At 57.7% G+C, this 23063-nt stretch carries 21 protein-coding genes; 8 read left to right on the forward strand and 13 right to left on the reverse strand.

Annotation, left to right across the window (positions count from 1 at the left end):
• Position 1 precedes the first annotated feature (1 nt).
• The 3 genes from GOV88_RS20500 to GOV88_RS12350 form a co-directional block, all read right to left on the reverse strand.
• Entirely contained in the window at positions 2–754 is a 753-nt protein-coding gene (locus GOV88_RS20500; protein ID WP_254449229.1) for a helix-turn-helix transcriptional regulator, read from the reverse strand.
• A 292-nt stretch (positions 755–1046) separates the two neighbouring features.
• Positions 1047–1607: an acetolactate synthase small subunit gene (ilvN, locus tag GOV88_RS12345; protein WP_171122214.1), complete on the reverse strand. Its 561-nt coding sequence runs from the start codon at positions 1605–1607 to the stop codon at positions 1047–1049.
• A gap of 67 nt (positions 1608–1674) precedes the next feature.
• Positions 1675–3426, reverse strand: a complete 1752-nt coding sequence (locus tag GOV88_RS12350; protein WP_171122215.1) for an acetolactate synthase 3 large subunit — start codon at positions 3424–3426, stop codon at positions 1675–1677.
• Positions 3427–3848: 422 nt separating this feature from the next.
• Here GOV88_RS12350 and GOV88_RS12355 point away from each other — a divergent pair, with 422 nt between their 5' ends.
• Positions 3849–4694, forward strand: a complete 846-nt coding sequence (locus GOV88_RS12355) for a hypothetical protein (protein ID WP_171240609.1) — start codon at positions 3849–3851, stop codon at positions 4692–4694.
• Positions 4695–4785: 91 nt separating this feature from the next.
• On the opposite strand, the gene GOV88_RS12360 is transcribed toward GOV88_RS12355, so the two are convergent.
• Positions 4786–5433, reverse strand: a complete 648-nt coding sequence (locus GOV88_RS12360; RefSeq protein WP_171240610.1) for a response regulator transcription factor — start codon at positions 5431–5433, stop codon at positions 4786–4788.
• The gene (locus tag GOV88_RS12365; protein WP_171240611.1) at positions 5430–6863 is read right to left on the reverse strand and encodes a cache domain-containing protein; all 1434 of its coding nucleotides are present in this window, start codon (positions 6861–6863) and stop codon (positions 5430–5432) included. The genes GOV88_RS12360 and GOV88_RS12365 overlap by 4 nt, the downstream gene beginning before the upstream one ends.
• 248 nt (positions 6864–7111) lie before the next feature.
• Here GOV88_RS12365 and GOV88_RS12370 point away from each other — a divergent pair, with 248 nt between their 5' ends.
• From GOV88_RS12370 to GOV88_RS12380, 3 genes are all read left to right on the forward strand, one after another.
• A complete protein-coding gene (locus tag GOV88_RS12370; protein WP_171122219.1) occupies positions 7112–8194 on the forward strand; it encodes a TRAP transporter substrate-binding protein in 1083 nt (360 codons plus the stop codon).
• 122 nt (positions 8195–8316) lie between these two features.
• Positions 8317–9243, forward strand: coding sequence for a TRAP transporter small permease subunit (locus tag GOV88_RS12375; protein WP_171240612.1), 927 nt, complete (start codon positions 8317–8319; stop codon positions 9241–9243).
• A gap of 17 nt (positions 9244–9260) precedes the next feature.
• Entirely contained in the window at positions 9261–11615 is a 2355-nt protein-coding gene (locus GOV88_RS12380) for a TRAP transporter large permease subunit (protein WP_171122223.1), read from the forward strand.
• Positions 11616–11753: 138 nt separating this feature from the next.
• On the opposite strand, the gene GOV88_RS12385 is transcribed toward GOV88_RS12380, so the two are convergent.
• The 4 genes from GOV88_RS12385 to GOV88_RS12400 all read right to left on the reverse strand — a co-directional run bounded on the left by GOV88_RS12385 (position 11754) and on the right by GOV88_RS12400 (position 13974).
• On the reverse strand, positions 11754–12143 hold the full coding sequence (locus GOV88_RS12385; protein WP_171240613.1) for a VOC family protein: 390 nt from the start codon (positions 12141–12143) through the stop codon (positions 11754–11756).
• 6 nt (positions 12144–12149) lie between these two features.
• Positions 12150–12974, reverse strand: a complete 825-nt coding sequence (locus tag GOV88_RS12390; protein WP_171240614.1) for an arginyltransferase — start codon at positions 12972–12974, stop codon at positions 12150–12152.
• A 78-nt stretch (positions 12975–13052) separates the two neighbouring features.
• Positions 13053–13484, reverse strand: a complete 432-nt coding sequence (locus tag GOV88_RS12395; protein ID WP_171122228.1) for an RDD family protein — start codon at positions 13482–13484, stop codon at positions 13053–13055.
• Between the two features lie 67 nt (positions 13485–13551).
• A complete protein-coding gene (locus GOV88_RS12400) occupies positions 13552–13974 on the reverse strand; it encodes a DUF2852 domain-containing protein (RefSeq protein ID WP_171240615.1) in 423 nt (140 codons plus the stop codon).
• A gap of 220 nt (positions 13975–14194) precedes the next feature.
• Between GOV88_RS12400 and GOV88_RS12405 the strand changes: the two genes are divergently transcribed.
• The 4 genes from GOV88_RS12405 to GOV88_RS12420 are packed head-to-tail and all read left to right on the forward strand — an operon-like array spanning position 14195 to position 19023.
• Entirely contained in the window at positions 14195–16984 is a 2790-nt protein-coding gene (locus tag GOV88_RS12405; protein WP_171240616.1) for a glutamine-synthetase adenylyltransferase, read from the forward strand.
• On the forward strand, positions 16971–17243 hold the full coding sequence (locus tag GOV88_RS12410; RefSeq protein ID WP_171212706.1) for a hypothetical protein: 273 nt from the start codon (positions 16971–16973) through the stop codon (positions 17241–17243). The genes GOV88_RS12405 and GOV88_RS12410 overlap by 14 nt, the downstream gene beginning before the upstream one ends.
• Before the next feature lie 38 nt (positions 17244–17281).
• Positions 17282–18484 carry an RSP_2647 family RNA methyltransferase gene (locus tag GOV88_RS12415; protein WP_171240617.1) on the forward strand — a complete coding sequence of 401 codons (1203 nt, stop codon included), beginning with the start codon at positions 17282–17284 and terminating at the stop codon, positions 18482–18484.
• On the forward strand, positions 18481–19023 hold the full coding sequence (locus GOV88_RS12420) for an RSP_2648 family PIN domain-containing protein (protein ID WP_171240618.1): 543 nt from the start codon (positions 18481–18483) through the stop codon (positions 19021–19023). Before GOV88_RS12415 ends, GOV88_RS12420 begins: the two co-directional genes overlap by 4 nt.
• Before the next feature lie 13 nt (positions 19024–19036).
• On the opposite strand, the gene GOV88_RS12425 is transcribed toward GOV88_RS12420, so the two are convergent.
• The 4 genes from GOV88_RS12425 to GOV88_RS12440 form a co-directional block, all read right to left on the reverse strand.
• Entirely contained in the window at positions 19037–19726 is a 690-nt protein-coding gene (locus GOV88_RS12425; protein ID WP_171240619.1) for a M48 family metallopeptidase, read from the reverse strand.
• A gap of 83 nt (positions 19727–19809) precedes the next feature.
• Positions 19810–21531, reverse strand: a complete 1722-nt coding sequence (locus tag GOV88_RS12430; protein WP_171240620.1) for a hypothetical protein — start codon at positions 21529–21531, stop codon at positions 19810–19812.
• A gap of 171 nt (positions 21532–21702) precedes the next feature.
• Entirely contained in the window at positions 21703–22887 is a 1185-nt protein-coding gene (locus tag GOV88_RS12435) for a VWA domain-containing protein (protein ID WP_171240621.1), read from the reverse strand.
• Between the two features lie 3 nt (positions 22888–22890).
• Positions 22891–23061 carry a hypothetical protein gene (locus GOV88_RS12440; protein ID WP_171240622.1) on the reverse strand — a complete coding sequence of 57 codons (171 nt, stop codon included), beginning with the start codon at positions 23059–23061 and terminating at the stop codon, positions 22891–22893.
• Positions 23062–23063 lie beyond the last annotated feature (2 nt).

Consider the following 23063-nt stretch of genomic DNA (forward strand, 5'->3'; position numbering starts at 1 on the left):
TTCAGGCCACTATTTCTTCGGCTGTTCGTTCCGCGCGTCGGGCGGCCCTTGCCGCTGAAAGCGCCGCCTTGGGTTTGGGGCCAAGATAGCGCAGCGCAAGCCTGCGCATTGTTGTGTCATTCGCGGTGGTTTTTGACAGACAAATCGCAACGCCTCGCCATTGATCAGATTGCGCGTCGTTCACGCGTTTCACGAGGTAAATTCGACTGTTCTGCGATGCGCGGCTGGACATGAGGATATAGATCTGGCGGCCAGCGCATGCTGCAATACCCTGAACCTCACGCAGGTTGGACGCAACGCTATCTTCTCCTGAGGGTGGTTCATAGCTTCGGACCAGTGTGCATTGCGGTAGCCTGCGCGCATGCAGGACCCTGTGCCGGGTCGCATGGGGTTCGTCCAGCCCTGTCTCGGAGACAAAATAGAAACCCGCCGGAAGCAGGTTTTCCGTAAGTGTCCCGGGGCCGGAACCCAGAAATTCAGTCAGCGCCGAGGCTGCTGGGTGGACCGGGGGTAAGTCGATCTCGTCAATAGGGCGCAGAAGAATGCGCGCGTCGACCTCGAAGAAATTGCAAATCCGGTACAGAACGTCCGGGCGCGGAAAGCTTTCACCGCCGAGATATCTGTTGAATTGCGTCCGGTTTATTCCAAGCTGGCGGCAGAGTTCGGAAACCGAGGGGTACTGCCTTGCCAATCGCTGTAGATTTGCGCCGAACATCTTGCGCAGTTCCGCCGGGCTGCGAGTGTTATTCGTCATTTGTGTCCCAGGTTCTTATTGTGACTTTTCAGGGTAACAAACAGCGCACGGCCCAACGAATGGTATTGCGCTTAATCTCACTGAATACGCTAACGGGCGCATCCCAACGCCACGCTACTCCATGAGGCTAGCGTGCAAAAGCGTAAACGCAATAGGCTTTAGTTCGTTTTGTTTGATCTTTATGGCGGTTTTCCGCAGAGGGCGGAAAAGGGAATCCCGAAATCCTGCTAGGTGCGGATTTTGGAAACAGATACCCCGCCCACGGGGTCGTCCAAGGGCGGGGTGGATATTATCAGTCACCGCGCAGCAGGGCTGCGACTCCGGTGCGGGCCACTTCGACCAATCCCAGCGGGCGCATTAGATCGGCAAAGGCGTCGATCTTGTCCGGAGCGCCGGTGATTTCGAAAATGAACGAATTCAAGGTGCTGTCGACCACGTTGGCGCGGAAAATATCGGCTAGACGCAGGGCTTCGACCCGCTTGTCGCCTTCGCCGACGACCTTGATGATCGCCAATTCCCGCTCGACCGAGGGGCCTTCGACAGTCAGGTCGTGGACATCGTGCACCGTCACGATCCGACCCAACTGCGCTTTGATCTGTTCGATCACCTGTGGGGTACCGGTGGTGACGATGGTGATACGGCTGAGATGGCCGGTATGATCAACCTCGGCCACGGTCAGACTTTCGATGTTATAGCCGCGACCAGAGAATAGCCCGATCACACGCGCCAGTACACCGGGCTCATTCTCGACGAGAACTGCTATCGTGTGACGTTCCTGAACGTCCGAGAAGGTGGGCCGTAGGTTATAGGCCGAATGGCGAGTGGCGCCTTTTTTGATATGTAGGGCAGACATTTACGTCCCTTTCATCATCCTGCGAAGGTCGGGCACTGGGGCGCCCGACAAAATTCGACGAATTTTGTTAAACCAGAACCGAACCTTTGGAGTCGATCACGCCCTGCGTCTCGGCCTCGCCCAGCAGCATCTCGTTATGGGCTTTGCCCGACGGAATCATGGGGAAGCAGTTTTCGTGCTTTTCTACCAGACAATCAAAGATAACGGGGCCATCATAGTTGATCATTTCCATGATCGCGTCATCCAGATCTGCGGGGTCGGAACACAGGATACCCTTGGCCCCGAATGCCTCGGCGAGTTTAACGAAGTCGGGCAGGGCTTCGGACCACGAATGCGAGTACCGCTCACCATGCAGCAGCTCCTGCCACTGGCGGACCATACCCAGGCGTTCGTTGTTCAGGATGAACTGTTTCACAGGCAGGCGGTACTGAACGGCGGTGCCCATCTCCTGCATGTTCATCAGCCACGAAGCCTCACCCGCGACGTTGATCACCAGCGCGTCCGGGTGGGCCATCTGCACACCGATCGAGGCCGGGGTGCCATAGCCCATGGTGCCCAGACCACCGGATGTCATCCAGCGGTTGGGGTCTTCAAAGCCCAGATACTGCGCGGCCCACATCTGGTGCTGGCCGACCTCGGTGGTGATATAGCGGTCGTGTTTTTTGGTCAGCTCTTCAAGGCGTTGCAGCGCATATTGCGGTTTGATCGTCTTTTCGCTGTTGGTGTAGGCCAGACAGTTGACCTTGCGCCAGTCACTGATCTGTTCCTGCCATTTGGAAACTGCCGCAGCATCGGTCTTGCGACCGCGCGCTTTCCAGACCTTCAGGATATCCTCAAGAACATGCGCGACGTCGCCCACAATCGGGATGTCCACACGGATCACCTTGTTGATGGACGAGGGATCAATGTCGATATGGGCCTTCTTCGAATTCGGCGAAAAGGCATCAATCCGCCCCGTGATCCGGTCATCAAACCGAGCGCCGATATTGATCATCAGGTCGCAATCATGCATCGCCAGATTGGCCTCATAAAGGCCGTGCATGCCCAGCATGCCCAGCCAGTTTTCACCTGAAGCTGGATATGCACCTAAACCCATCAGGGTCGAGGTGATGGGAAAGCCGGTCGAATCCACCAGTTCACGCAGCAACTGGCTGGCCGCAGGGCCTGAGTTGATCACGCCACCGCCAGTATAAAAGACGGGCTTCTTGGCGGTCTCCATCGCGGCGACCAGTTCGGTGATCTCTTCCAGATCGCCCTTCATTACCGGTTGGTAATGCGAGGTCGAGGGTTTAGGGCTGGTATATTCACCCGATGCGAATTGCACGTCCTTTGGAATGTCGATCAGCACCGGACCGGGGCGGCCCGAGGTGGCGACGTGGAAAGCTTCATGCATGGTCTCGGCCAGCGAATCCGTGTCCTTCACCAGCCAGTTATGCTTGGTGCAGGGGCGGGTGATGCCGACGGTGTCAGCCTCTTGGAACGCGTCCGAGCCGATCATGAAGGTCGGTACCTGACCGGTCAGAACAACAATCGGGATCGAGTCGAGCAGCGCGTCGGTCAGGCCGGTCACCGCGTTAGTGGCACCGGGACCCGAGGTCACAAGCGCAACGCCGGGTTTGCCGGTTGACCGGGCATAGCCTTCGGCGGCGTGGACGGCCCCTTGTTCGTGACGCACCAGAATGTGGCGAATGTCGTTTTGCAGAAAAATCTCATCATAGATCGGTAGCACGGCGCCGCCGGGGTATCCGAATACCGTGTCCACGCCCTGATCCTTGAGGGCCTGAACCACCATCTTTGCGCCGGTCATCTCACGTGTCATCTGCTTTGCTCCGTTCGCGACATGTGTCTTGCGTTTTGCCAAAAAAAAGCCCCCGAGATTTTCGGAGGCGCATGGGTTGGAATATGGTTTACCGTTACCGGCCCATGCGCGTGTTTCCTACGATTACGACTAGCGCTTTCATCGCCAGAGGCTCCTTTTTTGCGTGCAGGGACATTATGGGCGGTAAAAGGGGGCGTCAACAGGCAATCGTACCAATTTTGTATCTTGAGCGGTGAATTTTGCGACATTTTATTGCGCGTTTTGGCGCCTGGCCGGAAGATTCGAGAAGATTTCCTGTCGTCTGCATGTGCATCGCAAAAATAACAGTGTCGGAAAGCGTCATGGCAATGTCCCAAACAAGCATGATCGGCCGATTGGGTTGAGTACGCTGACTTTGTCTTTGCAGGCAGAGGAGGCGGGAAATGTTGCACGATCTTGTGGATCTGGGACGGTATCCGATCGATTGTCCGGGCTCGCGGGCGTATGATCAATTGATCGGCGATTTGCGGCGTGAACTGGATCAGGACGGATGCGCCGTCCTGCCGGGTTTTGTGCACGCCGAAGGGTTGGCGCAATTGCTGCAAGAGGCGCGGGCGACCGCCCCAAAAGCGCATCGCTCGTTCAATCGAACAAACGCCTATTTCACGAAGGGTGATCCTGGGTTGGCGGCGGATCATCCTGTCCGGCGGTTCTATGATCGGTCCAATGCCTTTGTGCCGGCTGATAATTTCAAAACATCCGGACCTTTGCGCCGAATCTATGAATTTGAGGGCTTTCTACCCTTCATCCGCGCGGCCTTGGATGAGGCCGAGGATCGGTTCTTTCGCTATGATGACCCGCTGGCGGACGTCATTATCAATGTCGTTGAGGAAGGGCAGGGCTTCCCTTGGCATTTCGACACCAACAACTACACCGTGACATTGGCCATCCAAAACGGAGAGGAGGGCGGCGCGTTCGAGTATGTGCCGAACCTGCGCAGTTCTTCGGACGAGAATTTTGACACGGTCGCTTCGGTGTTGGACGGGAACAGAGCGCGGGTGCGCAAGCTTGAACTGCAACCCGGCGACCTGCAGATATTCAAAGGGCGCTACTCCCTACACCGCGTTGCGCCTGTCAAAGGGTCGTGCAGCCGGTATGTGGGGATTTTTTCATTTGTCGAGGCCGAAGGTATGTGCGGCGGGGTCGAACGAACTCGGCAATTATATGGCCGTGTTTTGCCGCATCACCTGGATCGGGAAGGGGTAAGGCGAGACAGTCTGCTTGACTGATGCTGGTCGGCGGAAGGCCCTCCCGCCCATTGTCGACGCGCCTTTGGCGCGCCTCCGCTGGTTGGGCGTCGCTGCGCTGCGCGCTGCGGGATCAAAATCCGGGGCTTGTGCCTTGTAGGACGCCGTGTTCCAGCGCATAGCGTGTAAGACCGGCTGTCGATGATATGCCTAGTTTGCGTTTGATGTTCTTGCGGTGCGTCTCGACGGTGCGAACAGAGATATCCAGCGCCTGAGCGACTTCTTTATTCGACTTGCCTTGGGCGAGCTCCAGCAGGATTGTCTGTTCGCGCCCAGTCAGCGCCTCACGGGTGCTTTCGCCCTTGGGCTGTAACGAGCCGCTGGCACCCGTGCAAAGGTATTGTTCCCCGCGCATTACGGCGTCGATGGCCTGTTTGATCTCTTCGGTTGGGACGTCCTTGAGGACATATCCCTTGGCACCGTGACTTAGCGCGGTCGAGATGTATTCCGGGCTGTCATGCATTGACAGGATAAGGATGTGGGTCCGGGGCAGGCGTTCCAGGATGATCTCGGTGGCGCTCAACCCGCCAAGCCCCGGCATATTCAGGTCCATCAGGATGACGTCTGGGGCCAGGTCTGTCGCCTTTTCCACCGCCTCTTGTCCGCTACTGAGCGTTCCGACGACCTGAATTTCGTCATAGCTTTCAAGGATCGACTGAATCCCTTCGGCAACCATCGGGTGGTCATCTACAATAAGGACCCGGATCGTTTGGTCGCTCATGTACCGGCCTTTCGGTTTGGGGTCGCGTCTTCGCGTGGTGGCAACAAATGACTCAGGGGCAGGCTGGCCTCGATCACCGTGCCGCTGCGTGGGCCGCGTGATGACAGAATACGCAATGAGCCGTCAAGCTGTTCGATACGCTCTTGCATATTCCGCAATCCGATCCCGGCGCTTGCCTGTCCGGGGTCGCTACGCAGACCACGACCGTTATCGGTAATGCGCATTGTCGCGCCTTTCTTATGGCCGCGCAAATCAATTGTAACGCGCGTTGCCCCCGAATGACGCTCAATATTGGTGAGGGCTTCTTGGGCGATGCGATACAGCGCGATCTTGCTGTCCTGATCCAGACGGTTACGGAAGACAACGGTTGAAAACTCGGTCTCAATCCCGGTGCGTTCGCGGAAATCGTCGGTTAGCGCCTTGAGCGCCGGGCCAAGCCCCAGATCGTCCAAAACGCCCGGGCGCAGGTCGCGGCTGATGCGGCGGACCTCGGTGATGGCAGTGCCAAGGTGGTCGATCCCTTTCTCCAACGGATCGCGTGCGCCTGCGTCATCACCTCGCGCCAAGCGGCGACGGGCGTTGTCCAAAGCATAGCGCACACCGACCAATATCTGACTGATCCCGTCATGCAGCTCACGGGCCACGCGACCGCGTTCTTCTTCCTGCGCGTCAAACACACGCTGGGTCAGCTCCTTCAGTTTGGCGTCGGCCAGCCTGCGTTCGCGGAAGTTCAGCAACATGCCCGAGGCAAAGACGATCAGTACGGCGGCCAGTACGATGCCGCCGATATACATGAAGGTACGCTGAACGCGCGCCTCGACCTCGGCGCGGGCATTGGCGACGGTGGCAACGATATCGTCTATGAAAACACCGGTCCCCACGGCCCAGCGCCAATCTTGCAGGCCGACGACATAGGCGATCATCTGCGCCTCTTCCCCGGTTGAGGGCTTTTGCCACATGAAACTGTGCCATCCGGCCCCCTGACGAGCGAGGCGAATGAACTCATCAACAATGGGCGTGCCGTCGCTGTCGGTCAGACCTTCCCAGTTTCGGTTGATGAACTGGGTTTGGCGCGGGCTGACCAGATTGTTACCGTCATAGTCATAAACGAAAAAGAACCCATCCTTGCCGTATATCATCGCCGACAGGATTTGCGTCACAAGGTTCTGTGCCACCTTGTCGTCAGTTGATGCGCGGCCATAGATGTAAGCGAACCCGTTGCGGGCTTGGGTTACATAGTTGCGCAGTTCTTCCTTCTTGGCCTCGATCAGCCTGCGTTCCAGCGCCTGAATCTCGCGCTCGGCCGTTGCACGGGATTCATACGTCACGAACAGTGCGATCGCAGCGACGGCCACGACCAAGGGAATCGCCGCGACAAGCGACAATTTCTGGCCATAGGTCAGCGAAATCAGATTTCGGAATCCCCTCATGGTCGAATCGATACGCAAGCCTGCGGCAAATTGCAAAATTTTTGGACTTTTGATCGTTCTTCCCGGCCATAGGTCAGAAAATTGTGGTGTTTGGCGTCAAATTCACGACCCAAGCCGCCCAAAAACCGAGGTTCCTACGTAGTAGTAGGTATTCACATTCAATTCGGGGTCATTAGGCTGGCGCGCACTGACAACGACTGCCCCCGGCATCGGCTGGGGTATTGGATATGTAGGGGAGGAACACTCATATGGATCGTCGTTCATTTCTGAAAACATCTGCTCTGGGCGGCTCGGCAGCTGCGGCCACCACGCTGGCGGCTCCGGCTTACGCGCAGGGCAAGCGCACTCTGACCATGGTGACCTCGTGGGGTCGTGGTCTGGCAGGTGTTTTCGACAGCGCGCAGCGTTGCGCCGACAGCATCACCGCAATGTCTGACGGCAACCTGACCGTTGACATCAAAGCAGCCGGTGAACTGGTTGGCGCGTTCGAAGTTTTCGACGCGGTATCGTCGGGTCAGGCCGACATGTACCATGCGGCGGACTATTACTTTGTGGGTCAGCACCCGGGCTATGCCTTCTTCACCGCTGTTCCGTTCGGCATGACCGCGCAGGAACTGGTGAACTGGTACTACCATGATGGCGGCATGGAAGCTCATGACGAGCTGGGTCAGATCTTTGGCCTGAAGTCGTTCCTGGCCGGTAACACCGGTGCGCAGGCGGGCGGCTGGTTCTCGAAAGAGATCAACAGCCCCGAAGACTTTAACGGGCTGAAGTTCCGCATGCCGGGTCTGGGCGGTAAAGCCCTGGGTAAACTGGGCGCGTCCGTTCAGAACATCCCGGGTTCGGAAGTGTATCAGGCACTGTCCTCCGGCGCGATCGACGGGACCGAGTGGATCGGACCTTGGGCCGACGAAAAGGCCGGTTTCCAGGAAATCACCAAGACCTACTACACCGCTGGCTTCCACGAGCCGGGCGCAGGTCTGTCGCTGGCGACCAACCGCGACGTGTTCGAGGAACTGACACCCGCACAGCAGAAGATCATCGAGATCGCTGCCGCCGAAGCGCACCAGTGGAACCTGGCGCAATTCCTGGCCAACAACGGTGCGGCCCTGCAGCGTCTGCAGTCGGGCGGCGTGAAGGTCATGGAATTCCCGGACAGCGTTTGGGATGCCTTCGGCACCGCCAGCCAGGAAGTTCTGGACGAAAACATGGGCGACGAGCTGTTCAAGAAGATCCACGACAGCGCGATGGCTTCGATGGCGGCGTCTTCGGCCTGGTTGAACCTGTCGTCGGGTGCCTACACTGCACAGCGCGACCGCGTTCGCGGCTAATCGCAGGAACTAAACTCAATTGGTTTCCCCGCCTGGTGCGGGGAAACCTTTCCCGTTGCACATGCAGGGCTCGGACAAGCCAACAATAAGCTGCGGTGCAACTGACGCGACCTGGGGACAACATGCAGGACGAAAACGGTATCTCGTTCTTCGGCGCCCTGTGGAATGGACTGGTTTGGTTCATTCAGAACATTGCCGAAGCCTTCTATAATTTCGGATATGCCATCACGCATCCGCAACTCTGGCTGAACTGGTCGGACAAAGAAGCCATCATGCGCTTTGTCTATTATGGCGGGTCGGTCGAGTTCTTCTTTGTGATCTTCACCATCTTTTTGGTTCTGACCGCCATCGGTCTGTATTATCGGAACTTCATGTGGGGCATGGTGCGCGGCCTTGAGGGGTTCGCCAACACAACCGGACGCTTCTTTGCGTGGGCGGGCCTGCTGATGGTCATCCAGCAAATCGTCATCGTTTTCATGCAGCGGGTGTTCGCGCGGCCCGATATGGCCTTTGGTTTCGGTATCCCGATCCAGATGGATATCAGTTGGTATGCCGAAGAACTGAAGCTTTATAACGCAATGGTCGTGTGCCTGTGCTGCACCTATACCTTCGTGCAGGGCGGACATGTTCGGGTTGACCTGATCTATGCAGGCATCAGCCACCGGGCCAAACGTGTGATCGACATGCTGGGTGCGTTGTTGTTCATGATGCCGATGGCGGTGCTGACATGGATGTACGGATGGTACTTCATGTGGCGGCACCTAATCGTGCCGAAGCCCTCGGCCAGCGATACGCTGGACAAGCTGATTCTGAAATCCCGCGCGCTGCGTTGGAACGTGGAAACCATCGGCTTCAGCCCGAATGGGTTCAACGCCTACTTCCTGTTCAAGATTCTTCTGGTGGCTTTCGCGGGCATGGTGTTCCTGCACGCCATCGCGTTCCTGTACCGGTCGTATCTGGAATATGTGGAAGGGCCAGACAGCGTTGGAAAATACCTCGACAAGGACAGCCTTGGTGAGGGTGAAGAAGCCTACGAAGGCGCACATTAGGGACGGGGACCCAGACTATGTTATTCGGACTTGATGGCGTCGAGATAGGCCTCATTATCGTGTTCTTCTGCCTTTTCGGAGGCATTCTGTCCGGCTTTCCGGTGGCCTTTGCCATCGGTGGGGCGGGGATCATCTCATTCGGGATCATTGCGGCGCTGGACAGTGCCGGGCTGCTGATACACCAAGCGATTGATACCAGCTCACAAGCCTATCGGGATGTGGTGAATTCTGGGATCAAGCCAGATGTGATATCGGTGTTCCGATACCCGGACTTACCGCGCATAGCTGAGCCGGTCTTTGTATCTGGCTGGGAAACGGCCCTTGACCGCAACGTCTCGTTCATCGTGAACCGCATGAATGAACGTGTTCTGGCGGGGCAGTCGATCGAAACTCTGCTGGCCGTGCTGATGTTCGTCCTGATGGGCATCACGCTTGAACGCTCGAAGATTGCAAACGATCTGCTGACGACGATGGCGCGCGTTTTCGGACCGCTGCCGGGCGGTCTGGCTGTGTCGATTGTTGTTGTGGGCGCGTTCCTTGCGGCCTCGACCGGGATCGTCGGGGCCACCGTGGTGACCATGGGCCTGCTGGCGTTGCCGACGATGTTGCGGAACAACTATTCGCCTGAACTGGCGACGGGTGTGATCGCCGCTTCGGGTACGTTGGGGCAGATTATTCCGCCCTCGATCGTGATCGTTCTGCTGGGAACTCTGGCGGGAGATTTGTATTCAACCGCTCAGGAAACCCGCGCAGTTGAAGCGGGCTGTACCGACGCGCTGACCTATCTGGGTGAGCCGGCGGTGGTTTCGGTCGGCACGTTGTTCCAGGCGGCGCTGCTGCCGGGGATCATGCTGGCATTGCTCTATGCGCTCTATGCGTTCGGATATGCGTTGCTTAACCCCGATAAGGCTCCGGCTGTTGAACTGTCGGGCGGCAGTGGCGAAGTGATTACTCGCGCCGAAGGTCTGACCTGGTTGCTGGGCGCGCCGGTCGCCCTGATCGTGGGCGCGGTAATGCTAAGTAGCGCCGGTATCATCGGCAGCCAGAACATCAGCGTTTCGGCGTTCTCTGACATTGGCGAGGGCGCATCCCTGCGCACCAACGTGTCTGCGGAATGTAAGGCCTCGATGATCGACCTGCATGGTCAATCCGCCTGGGATCAGGCCGTGGCCGAGCAGGAGGCCATCGACGCTGCAGGAGGAACCAGCGAAGCCACACGACTGACCGAAGAGGAACTGGCCGCTGCTCAGGAAGCCAAAATCGCAGCGGCTGCACCGATCGGAACAGGTGTCGCCGTGATGGTTGTTCTGCTGGGTCTGACGCTGGTCATGGGACGGGGAATTGCACCGTCGCAGTCTACGCAGCCCCTGATCGTTGGGGCCATTGGCCTGTTGCTGATGCTATTGGTGGATGTGCTTCTGATCGCGCCGACAACATCGTCTGGGGCGACCTTCCTGCTGTTGGCGGTGCCGTTTGCGCTGGCCATGTATGGCTGTAAGGAAGCTGCGGCGCGGTGCGCGACCAATGATCTGATCCGTGTGGTGTTCCCACCGCTGGTTCTGATCATCGCGGTTCTCGGCTCGATCCTGGGTGGTGTGACGAACCCAACTCCGGCGGCTGCGCTGGGGGCTGGTGGTGCGATCATGCTGGCGGCCTATCGCAAACTGCAGGATCAGGGACGATCCGGCAAGGTGATCATCTGGTCGACATTTGCCGTGATCATTGCCCTGCTCATGGGGGTCAACTTTGACCTGCGCATCAACCAGGGCGGTGTGACGGCGGAAACCTGGATTGCCTTCTTCATCGCGTATGGCGCTTACCTGTTCGCCCTGTTCGGCCTGATCTATGGGTGCTGGGTTCTGTTTACCAGTGGTGTTCTGACGCCGGTGGTACGGGAAACCGCCAAGGTGACCTCGATGGTGTTCACCATCCTGATCGGGTCGCAATTGTTGAACCTTGTGGTGATCTCGTTTGGTGGGGAACATTACATTCAGCAATTCCTCAGGAGCTTTGACAACGAGTTTACGGTTTTCCTGATCGTGATGCTGGTCTTGTTCATCCTTGGGTTCGTGCTGGATTTCCTTGAGATCATCTACATCGTGATCCCCATCGTAGGCCCGGTGATCTATGGCGGATCGTTTGATCCGAAATGGGTCACGATCATGGTCGCGGTGAACCTGCAGACCTCGTTCCTGACGCCACCGTTCGGATTTGCCTTGTTCTATCTGAGGGGGGTTGCACCGAAGGAGGTCACGACTGGGCATATCTATCGCGGGATCATTCCTTTCGTGCTGATCCAGGTGGTCGGAATCGCAATCCTGTGGTTCTTCCCGTCGATTGTGACAATCGTTCCGGATCTGATCCCGAACTGATCTTTGGGTGTCATTCAGTGAAAATGAAAAGGGGGCCTGCTGGCCCCCTTTGCTTTGGCGTTTTGGGAAGGGGCCAGCCCCTTCTTGGCCTGCGGCCAATTCAACCCCGGGATATTTTTGGCCAGATGAAGGGATGGATCAGGTGAACTGAATGAGGTCCCAGCGGTTTCCGAAGGGATCGCGCCAGACGGCGACCGTTCCGTAGGGCTCGTGTCGGGGGGCTTCCTCGAAGTGAACACCTGCGGCGTTCATTTTGGCGTGGTCGCGGTCGAAGTCATCGGTTTCCAGAAAGAAGCCTACGCGCCCACCGGTCTGGTTGCCGATTACTGCGGATTGGTCAGCTCCGTCCGCACGGGCGAGCAGTAGCGATCCCTGCTTTGATCCTGGCGGTGCGATGCGGACCCATCGCTTTCCTGCGCCCAGGTCAATATCCTGCAGGACGGTGAATTTCAGTGTTTGCGAGTAGAAAGCGATGGCTGCATCATAATCCGGGACCACTAGCGTCACCGCGTGAAGGCTTTGGCGCATGTTGCCTCAGCCCTTGGTCGGGTGGCGGTCGGGTAGTTGGATATTGGCTACCTGTTCGGCAATGGGGGCAGTGGAAAGTGGATGATGACTGGAGTCCGGCAACTCCGACGGATTGCCGACATTGATCCATTCGCCCCGAACGTACGCTTCGAGCCCGGAGAAGCGGGCCTTGTATCCCATTTTGGGGCTTCCGGGTACCCAATACCCCAAATAGACGTATGGCAGGCCAGCTTCGCGGGCGATGTCGATGTGATCGAGGATCATGTACGTCCCCAAAGAGCTTTGCGGCTGGTTCGGGTCGTAAAAAGAATAGACCATGCTAAGCCCGTCATCCAAGACGTCCGTCAGGCTTACGGCGATCAGGTCACCGGTGGTCGGGTCCGCGTACTCCACGACCCGGCTGCGGATCGGAGTTTCCTCGATCATCGCGGCAAATTCGAATACATCCATATCGGCCATGCCGCCGTCCGCGTGGCGCGTGTCCAGATATCGGCGGAACAGTTCGTATTGTTCATCTGTTGCCCAAGGCGAGTTCGCCTTGCGCTGGAGGTAGGCGTTGCGTTTGATGGCGCGTTTCTGGCTTTTGCTGGTGCAAAACTCGGAGACGTTTATCCGGGCGGACAGGCAGGCTGCGCAATCGGCGCAAGACGGGCGGTACAGCACGTTCTGGGACCGGCGGAATCCTTGTTGAGACAGCGAGTTGTTGAGCTGATCCGCGCCTTCGCCCTGTAGGGCGGTGAACAACTTACGCTCCATCCTGCCCTCAAGATAAGGGCAGGGTTGTGGGGCCGTCACATAAAATTGTGGCGCTATTGGCAGCGTGTGTCGCATGAATGTTCCAGGTTTCCTGAAACGGATGATAACAACCGATCCCGGTACCGCCAAGTGATTCAAGCAGTTGGAGAATTTTTACGCGCGCTGGTTGATCATGACCGTTCCAAGGAAAGCATCTGTTAGCCCCTGGCACCGCGCGCTGGTCAGCATCATGATGACCGAGATGATCTGCAGAACTGGGAAAGCCATGCTGACGAAATAGCCCGCGGTGTGTGCCAAGGCTTTGCCGGTATCCATGCGGGCCCCAAAGGAATCGCGCAATTCTATGCCCATGAACCGCATACCCAAAGTGGCTGAGCCATTTGCGATGGTCACGACACGATAGATAAAGCTGACGACCGCGTAGATCAGGGCAAGAATAAACAAGCCCATGCCCAAGGTCAGAAAGATCGCAACTGTGCAGAGCAGCGAGACAAAGGCGATGTCAAACAACCACGCGACAAAGCGTTTGATCGCCACGGACTGATAGAACTCCGGTTGGCGGTCAGGGTCAGGCAAATGGGTCATGTAGGGAATTTCCGAGTTGTTGTGTGGTTTACCCTGTCCCGATCAGGCGGGGCAGGGCAAGTCTGGATCAGGCGTTCTCGCCGTTTTCGCTTGGATCGCGGTTTTCGCGGGCGCGTTCGTCTATGAACTGATCGAACTCGGCCTTGTCCTTGGCTTCGCGCAGGCGGCGCAGGAACGCTTCAAAATCCTGTTGTTCGCGCTCCAGACGGGCAAGGGTGTCGGCCTTATATGCATCAAAGGCGCTGTTGCCCGAGGGTTTCATGGCGCTCATGTGGCTGTGCCAGGTTTTGCGGCGGCTGCAGGACTTGCTGAACATGCGTTTGCTCCAGATCATATAGGCCAGAATGGCCAGGCCTACGGGCCAGAAGAAGATGAATCCAAGGACCATTACAGCGATCCAGGCCCCTTTTCCCTTATCATCAAGCCAGGCTTCGGCGCGGTAGAGCCATCCCGGATTTTCAGGGACGGCGTGGTCGGAAAGTGCGGTCATTTGGGGTCTCCGGGTTAATGTAAATTTCGTTCACATCATCTAGATGGGGGGTATGCGGCAGGTTGCAAGGGGTGAATGTGAAAAAGATTTACATCTTGGATGGGCGGTGCATAGCAAAGCGCCGAGAAAAGGTTAGTTTCCGCTTGCGCAAGACATTGAAATTACGCCATCTCCTAATTGGGGCTTGAATCCCTTGTATAGTCTTTCCGCCGGAGGGTTAATGTCAGGACCACTCGCCATCCAACGAATGCCTCGACCTTTCGATCTGTCGTTGGGGGCAGAGGCGCGTGCGCTTGTCACTGATCTCGCACCTGAAGCCGGCGAACTTATCGCTGGGGCCGCCGGATCGAGCCCTTATCTGAATGGGCTTGTCGCGCAAGAGAAGGACTGGCTTGCGCAGGCTTTAACCCAGCCAGATCAGGCACTGGCAGATGTGATGCAGGGCGTACAAAATCTGCCAGCGGATCAGTTGAAGCCCGGATTACGACAGGCCAAACGGCGGGTGGCGCTTCTGACCGCTCTGGCTGATCTGGCTGGTGCGTGGCCGTTGGAGAAAGTTACGGCGGCCCTTACGGATTTTGGCGCACTAGCGGCCGACGTTGCGGCCAAAGCTGAGATCGCCGCGCTGATCCGGCGGGGCAAACTGCCGGGCATGACCGAGGACGATGTGGAAACTGCTGCCGGGATGATCATTCTGGCCATGGGAAAGATGGGTGCGCACGAGCTGAACTATAGTTCGGATATCGACCTGATCGTTCTGTTTGATGAAACCCGGTTTGATCCGGACGATTTCTATGATGCGCGACACGGAATGGTCCGGGCCACACGGAATTTCTGCGCGACGCTCAGCGACAAGACGGCAGATGGCTATGTGTTCCGCACCGATCTGCGTCTGCGTCCCGATCCGGGGGTGACGCCTGTGTGCATCGCGGCTGAGGCCGCCGAACGGTATTACGAAAGCCTTGGCCGCACATGGGAGCGCGCAGCCTATATCAAAGCGCGGCCCTGCGCAGGTGATATCGAGGCAGGACAGCGCTTTTTGGACACGCTGCGGCCGTTTGTCTGGCGGCGGCATCTGGATTTTGCCGCCATTCAGGATGCCCATGACATGCGTCTGCGTATCCGCGAGAACAAAGGCACCGGCGGCGCGTTGACCATACCGGGCCATGACATGAAGCTGGGGCAGGGCGGCATCCGTGAGATCGAATTCTTTACACAGACCCGCCAGTTGATCGCCGGAGGGCGCGACCCAGATCTGCGGGTTCGTGGTACGGTGCCCGGGCTGGCAGCCTTGGCTGACAAGGGCTGGGTTCCACGGGATGTCGCGGAAAAGCTGACGGACCATTATCGCGCCCATCGGGATGTCGAGCATCGGATTCAGATGATCCACGATGCCCAGACCCACAAGGTGCCTCAGTCGCCTGATGGGATCGAACGTGTCGCCTGCCTCATGGGGATCGACAGCGCCGAACTGACGGCGGACCTGACCCGCCGCCTGACCGAAGTCCACGAGCTGACCGAAGGGTTCTTTGCGCCCGGCTCGTCTACGCCGAAACCTGCCGGAGAGGCCGGGTTTGATCAAAGCATTCTGGCCCGCTGGCCCACCTATCCGGCGTTGCGATCGCAACGGGGCGCGCATATTTTCGAGAGGCTTAAGCCCGAGCTTCTGTCGCGCCTTTCGAAAACTGCGAAACCGGATGAGGCGCTGTTGGCACTGGACGGGTTTCTTTCGGGCTTGCCGGCGGGTGTACAGCTATTTTCGTTGTTCGAAGCCAACCCTCACCTGATTGACCTGTTGATTGACATTGTCGGAACCTCTCATGCGCTGGCGGCGCACCTGTCGCGCAATTCTTCGGTGTTTGATGCGGTGATTGGGGGCAGCTTCTTTGATGACTGGCCGGGGCAATCTGCTCTGCAAGCCGATTTGCAGCAGGCACTGGCGCAGGAAGGGGATTATGAAAGCCAGTTGGACCTCGCGCGGCGTTGGTGCAAAGAGTGGCACTTTCGGGTCGGTGTGCATCACTTGCGTGGATTGATCGACGGGGCGCAGGCCGGACAACAATATGCGGAACTGGCAGGGGCTGTGATCGCCGCGATCCTGCCATGCGTGGAAGAACAATTCGCCCTGAAACACGGCCCCGCGCCGGGACGTGGGGCCGCCGTTCTGGGCATGGGGTCGCTTGGCGCTGGCCGAATAAACTCGCAATCCGATCTGGATATCATCCTGATCTACGATCCGCTGGATCAGGACATGTCTGACGGCCCGCGACCTTTGGCAACCCGGACTTACTATGCCCGGTTCACGCAGGCGCTGATTACGGCGCTGTCTGCCCCTATGTCTCAGGGCAGGTTGTATGAGGTGGACATGCGCCTGCGCCCTTCCGGCAATCAGGGTCCCGTTGCGACGAGTTGGGCGAGTTTCACCAATTATCAACGAAATGAAGCGTGGGTTTGGGAACATCTCGCCCTGACCCGTGCCAGGGTCGTGGCGGGCGATCCGGGACTGGCCGAGGATATTGAGGCGTTTCGCGCAGTACTCCTGTCCCACCCCCGAGACCAAGCGCAGATATTGAACGATGTGGCAGAAATGCGCGTCCGTTTGGCGGCGGCGAAATCCCCGTCTGGTATTTGGGACGCCAAGAACGGCGCGGGGCGCATGATGGATATTGAGTTGATGGCCGAAACCGGAGCCTTGTTGTCGGGTGAGACCAAGCACGATGTTCACGCAGGGTTGGACGGCGCGGTCGCTGCCGGACTTTTGGACGTCGCGCAGGCGCAAACACTCAAAGAATGCTACGATTTATGCTGGTCTGTACAATGTGCGGCTCGGCTGCTGTCCGGTAAGATGATCGAAGCGGACAAAATAGGCCAGGGCGGGTCAGATTTCCTGTGCCGGGCCACTGGGTTCGAACAGGTTGAACAGCTTCAGGCCGCGCTGCAGCAGAGGTATTCAAGCGCTGCCGAAATTATCGCCAGCGTGATCAAGGAGGACGGCAATGGCGCGCAGTGACGATCCGAACGACCACAAAGGTCTTATCCGCGAAGCCTATCGCATTGATGGCATCACTTTGCCGGAATGCCGCTCTATCTTTCTGGACTGGGCGCTCAGCCTGCCTGCGGAACGGGATCAGGCTCTGGCGCTGGTCGACCTACACGCCGCCTATTCAGCGCAGGCAGCGGATCATCCTATGACGCAGGTTCTGGCCGAAGGTCTGCAAGCCGCCAAAACCCCTAAAAGACGGGGCGGATGGCGTTCGCGTTCGCGCTAGGGCTTTTCCCTGCGGGCAATCGGCACTAAGAGGGCGCCATGACCCAAGCCGCCGATCGCCCCCGTATTCGCCTGAAACCCAAAGCCAACGCACGCGGGCTGCGCCATGGCTTTCCCTGGGTCTATGCAAATGACATCGTGACCGACCGCCGGACGCGTAAGATCGAGGCCGGTGCCCTTGCGGTTCTCGAAGATGAAAAGCGCTCGCCCATTGCGCTGGTCGCGGTGAACCCGAACTCCAAGATCATGTGCCGCGTTCTGGACCGTGATCTGGAGGCCACGTTGGATTCCGATTGGTTTGAGACCCGTCTGCGCCGCGCGCTTCAGATGCGTGAACGGCTGTTTGACGCGCCATATTATCGCCTGATCCATGCCGAAGCGGACGGATTTCCCGGCGTGATCATCGACCGTTTCGGTGATGCCTGCGTTATTCAGCCAAATGCGGCTTGGGCTGAAAAACACCTTGAGACTCTGACCGATGCTCTGGTTTCTGTGACGGGCGTTTCGGTCGTGTTGAAAAACGCTTCGGGCCGGACACGCGGCCTTGAGAGGTTGGATGATGCTAACCTCACGTTGCGCGGCAAGGCCCCCGATGACCCGCTGCCGGTTCCAATGAATGGCGCGACCTACATGGCCGATCTGACCGGCGGGCAAAAGACCGGTCTTTTCTACGATCAGCGCCCCAACCACGCGTTTGCCGCGCGTTTGGTGCAACCCGGCGCACAAGTGTTGGATGTTTTTAGCCACGTTGGTGGGTTTGGTCTTGCGATGCTGGCCGGCGGTGCGGCACGCGCGCTTTCCGTCGATGGCTCAGCCGCTGCGCTGGAACTGGCCACCAAGGGTGCGCAAGCCTCGGGGTTTGACGGAAGGTTCGACACCCGGCAAGGCGACGCCTTCGATGTTCTGACACAACTGGGGCAGGAGGGGGCTCAATTCGACGTCGTTATCTGTGATCCGCCGGCCTTTGCCCCGTCGAAACAGGCACTGGACGCGGGGCTGCGCGCGTATGAACGTGTGGCGCGACTGGCCGCACCGCTGGTGAAGGCGGGCGGTTATCTTGGCCTGTGTTCTTGCTCGCACGCGGCTGACCTTGGTCGGTTCCGCGATGCTTCTTCGCGCGGGATTGGTCGGGCAGGGCGGCAGGCGCAGCTTATCCACACCGGGTTTGCCGGACCCGATCACCCGCAATTGCCGCAATTGGCCGAAAGCGGTTACCTCAAAGCTGTGTTTTATCGGCTGTGAAGGCCGTTCTTGATACCTGCGTCATTTACCCGACGGTGATGCGAGAGATGCTGCTGGGGGCGGCCAAACTTGGTCATTTTACACCGGTTTGGTCCGCGCGCATTCTAGAAGAATGGGCGCGCGCGGCCCGTAAACTCGGCCCGGAAGGTGAGGCGCAAGCTCGCGCTGAAATTGCTTTGACACAGGCAAACTGGCCAAAAGCCGAACACGCGGAGAACCCAGGGCTAGCGCAGAGACTTTGGTTGCCCGACCCGGCGGATATTCATGTTCTGGCGACGGCTGTTTCCTCGTCTGCGGATGTCATCGTTACCGTGAATGCAAGGGATTTCCCAAGAAACGTCCTTTCGGAAGAAGGGCTTGAGCGCCGCGATCCCGACGCGCTGCTTCGCGGGTTCTGGTCGGAAAATCCGGTCGACATGGCAGAGCTCGCCGACAGGGTTCTGGCCGAAGCCAACCGTCTGTCGGGCGACCAATGGAACCTCCGTGCCCTGATGAAAAAAGCCCGCCTTCCGCGTCTGGGCAAGGCGCTCGCAAACTAGATAAGGATCCAGCCTATCCGCCCGCGCCCCAACGCTGTTCAAGCACTTCAAGCGCCGCAATACGCTCATCGGTTTTGGGATGGCTCATCAGCCAAGCGGGGGTCACACCTGCGCGTTGTTGCGTCAGATCTTCGAGTTTGTGAAACAGGGACTTTTGCGGCTCGATCCCGATTCCGGCCTTGGTCAGCAATGCGGCGGCGTATTCATCGGCCTCATACTCGTCCCCCCGCGACAGTCGTGATGCCAGAAGATGGGTGAGCATGTTTGCGATCCACGCTCCAATGAATGGGATGAAACGGTTCAGCAAAATCATCAACGCCGCCCGAAGCGCATTCTGCCCCGAGAAATCAATCATGCGGCGCCGGGCATGGCCTAGCGCAACATGGCCAAGTTCATGCGCAATCACGCTGGCCATTTCTTCGGCCGAAACCTCACCATTGCTGAATTTACGGTAGAATCCGCGTGTTATGAAAATTCGCCCATCCGGTGCGGCAAGCCCGTTCACCGGGTCAATCTCGTAGATATAAACCGGCACGCGGTCGATCCCCAGCGCCGCCGCAAGCCGATCCGTCATGCGTTTGAGAGCGGGGTCGGCCAGTTCTGTGGACTTGGCGTCCAGTTCCCGGTGGGTGCGCCAGACGGAAATTCGATACATGACAACGGCATAGGCGATTGCCAGCAATATTGGGGTTAGGCGAAGCATAATTCAGATATGGGCCGCGCGCGCGAACTAGACAAGCCACAAGTTCCTGCTTTGCCGGTTTGGGACCATAGCTGTGTGTCCGATCACTCGACAGGCGTGGGTAGGTCTAGGTTATCATGCAGGTCGGAAAGAGTGTCTGTGGTCAACACCTCGCCCTTGGACGCCTGAAAGAATGCATACTCGGCCTCTTTCTGGGCGACCAATGTATCGACCCGCAGGTCTTTGAGATCAGCACGCAGATTGTCCCGAATTTCCTCATACGCCTCCGCTTCAAGCAACTCTCGTTCCAGAGTATCCAGCTTGTCGTCATAATTCGGATCACCAAGGTCGAGATCGGCAATGTCGTCTGCAATCTCATCGCTGCTGCGACCGCCGTAGTTTTCGTTCAATGCCCGCAAGTTGCGCCTTGTTTCGTATAGCTCAGCCCGCAGTTCGTAATACTCGGATGCCTCAAACTGGTAGGACGCAATCTTTCCGACGTTACTGTTGGGTGCCGCATTCTGGAACGCAGGAGCCGCCGCGTTTGAGGCATTCAGGTTCCGCAACTTGTCCGATCCGTAAGGGTCCGTGATCGCGGCGACAAGCGGATCGCGTTTGTAACGGTTCCAGCCCTTTTTGTGCGGGTATTCGACGTCGTCGTAGCGCAGAATATAAGCGGCGTCTTTGGCAAAATACGCATGGTTATCAGAATAGCGGTGATAGTCAGGGTCGTAGGGCACCGGCTGAATCGTCACGTCGTCCTGAAGGCGATCTTTTGGTTGTGGCAGATCAAGATTTTCGTGAAACTCACCCAACGCGCTGCGGGTCAGAGTGCGCCCTTTTGATGCTTCGAAAAAGGCGGATTCTGCGTCGGCCAACGCATCCTTGGTCTCGTATGACAAGTCTTTGACATCCTGCCGAAGGTCGTTGCGTGTTTCCTCGTACAATTCAGCTTCGCGCAGTTCAGCCTCCAGCGCATCTAGTTGCTCATCATAGTCCGGGTCACTTGGATCAAGCCCGGCGATGTCATCAGCAATTTCATAGCTCGAACGGCCATCATATCCTTCGTTGAGGTCGCGCAAATCACGGCGCGCCTCGTATAGGTCGGCGCGCAGATCGTAATACTCGGTTGCTTCGGCCTGATAGGTCGCGATCTTTCCGACATTACTGTTCGGTGACGCATTTCGGAAAGCAGGCGCTGCCGCATTTGAAGCGTTCAAGTTGCGCAACTTGTCCGAGCCATACGGATCGGTAATCGACGCAACAAGAGGATCGCGCTTGCGCCGTTTTGGCGGTTTCAGATCCCCGTCATCCTGATGCCATGTATATGCCCCCGTGGACCGTGCCACCGGGCGCGGCGACCGATCTACCGGGTCTATCGAGGCTTGTCGGTATGACTTTTTGACCGGTTTCGAACCGCGATTCGACCGAGAGCTTGAGCGCGTTCCAAACAATTCTTCGACGTCCCGTTTGAACTCGCGTCCGAATTCTGAAAACGAAACCCTTTGCGTGGTTCCGTTTTTAGGCTTGCTTTTGGCTTTATTCGAGCCGTTGTTCTTTTTGAACAAGTTCTGAAAGGAATTGTTCTTTCGGGCTTTATCCCGGCTTTTCCCGTATTCGCTTGTCTTGCTGTTTTTGTTGCCTTTTCCAGCTTTTCCTTTTCCGCTGCCTTTGCCGCGACCTTTCCCTGCGCCTTTTGCCTTGTCGCTTTTGGCAAACGCAGCGTCTGGGGCAAGTGCAAACGTGGCGACGGCCCCAGATGTCAGGATTAAAGAAGCGGATGTAACAATGGTCGTAAGAAATGCGCGGAAACGAAACTTGGTCATTTTAGCCCCCCAGCCTTAACCACTTCGCAATATACCACGGATTTGGGAATCCTGGCCGGACTAAGGGGGATTGTTTCTACAGGGGCTGCGATTTCCGGATTTTTTCCTGGAATTTGCCGTATTGTTTCGGGATCGGAAACCGCATCGGCTGGGAACGAAAGTCCAAAAGACCTATCGTGTCAGTTCCTTCATTCCCTGTTCCAGCCCGGCCAATGTCATTGGCACCATGCGGTCTTCGAATATCTCGCGGACCATATTGATCGAGTGGGTGTACTGCCAATACTTTTCGGGCACCGGATTGATCCAAAGATGCGATGCCCACTGTTCGCGGGCCCGTTGCAGCCAGACCTGACCGGGTTCTTGATTCCAGTGCTCGCTCGCGCCGCCAGGATAGGCGATCTCATACGGGCTCATGGATGCATCCCCGACAAAGATGCACTTGTAGTCCGGGCCATAGGTCCGCAGCACCTCGTGGGTCGGGGTTTGTTGGTCCCAACGACGTACATTGTCCCGCCAGAGGCCTTCGTACAGGCAATTGTGGAAGTAGTAGTATTCCAGATGTTTGAACTCGGTCCGCGCAGCCGAGAACAGTTCTTCGACCACCTTGATATGCGGGTCCATTGATCCGCCTACGTCCAGAAACAGTAGGACTTTGACTGCATTGTGACGCTCGGGCCGGGTTTTGACGTCCAGATAGCCGTGCTCGGCCGTGGCGCGGATTGTGCCGTCCAAGTCCAGCTCATCCGCCGCACCTTCGCGGACCCAACGGCGCAGGCGCTTCAGGGCCACCTTTATATTGCGCGTGCCCAGTTCAACCGTGTCATCCAGGTTCTTGAATTCACGCTTGTCCCAGACCTTGACCGCACGCTGGTGGCGGCTTTCCTTCTGGCCGATACGCACGCCCTCGGGGTTATAGCCATAGGCCCCGAACGGTGATGTTCCTGCGGTGCCGATCCACTTGTTGCCGCCCTGATGGCGGCCTTCCTGATCCTTGAGCCGCTCGCGCAGCTTTTCCATCAGCTTGTCAAACCCGCCAAGTGCCTCGATCTCGGCCTTTTCTTCGTCTGACAGGTGCTTTTCGGCCATCTTCGCCAACCACTCGGCCGGGATGTCGACGGCTTCCAAAACCTGATCAAAGCTGATTTCTTCCAGCCCTTTGAAACTGGCGGCAAATGCCTGGTCGAATTTGTCGATGTTGCGTTCGTCTTTCACCATCGAGACGCGGGCCAGATAATAGAACGCCTCAACGTCATAGGTCGCGAGGCCCTTTTTCATACCCTCCAGAAAAGTGAGGTACTCGCGGAGTGAAACGGGAATACCGGCTTTGCGGAGATTTTCGAAGAAGGGCAGGAACATGGCTCAGACCACCAAACGAACAAGGATGAGGGAAAGTACAAGGCCGACTAAGGCAAAGGCAATGCCGTAACCTGCTGCGTATTGGGCAATATCCGCCGTGCTGCCGTTGCGCTTGCGCGCGGTCAATGCCCCAAGGATAGCCCCAAGGATTGCCATGCCCATAACCACTACCATGC

The organism is Ruegeria sp. HKCCA5491, assembly GCF_013034565.1.
GTDB lineage: Bacteria > Pseudomonadota > Alphaproteobacteria > Rhodobacterales > Rhodobacteraceae > Ruegeria.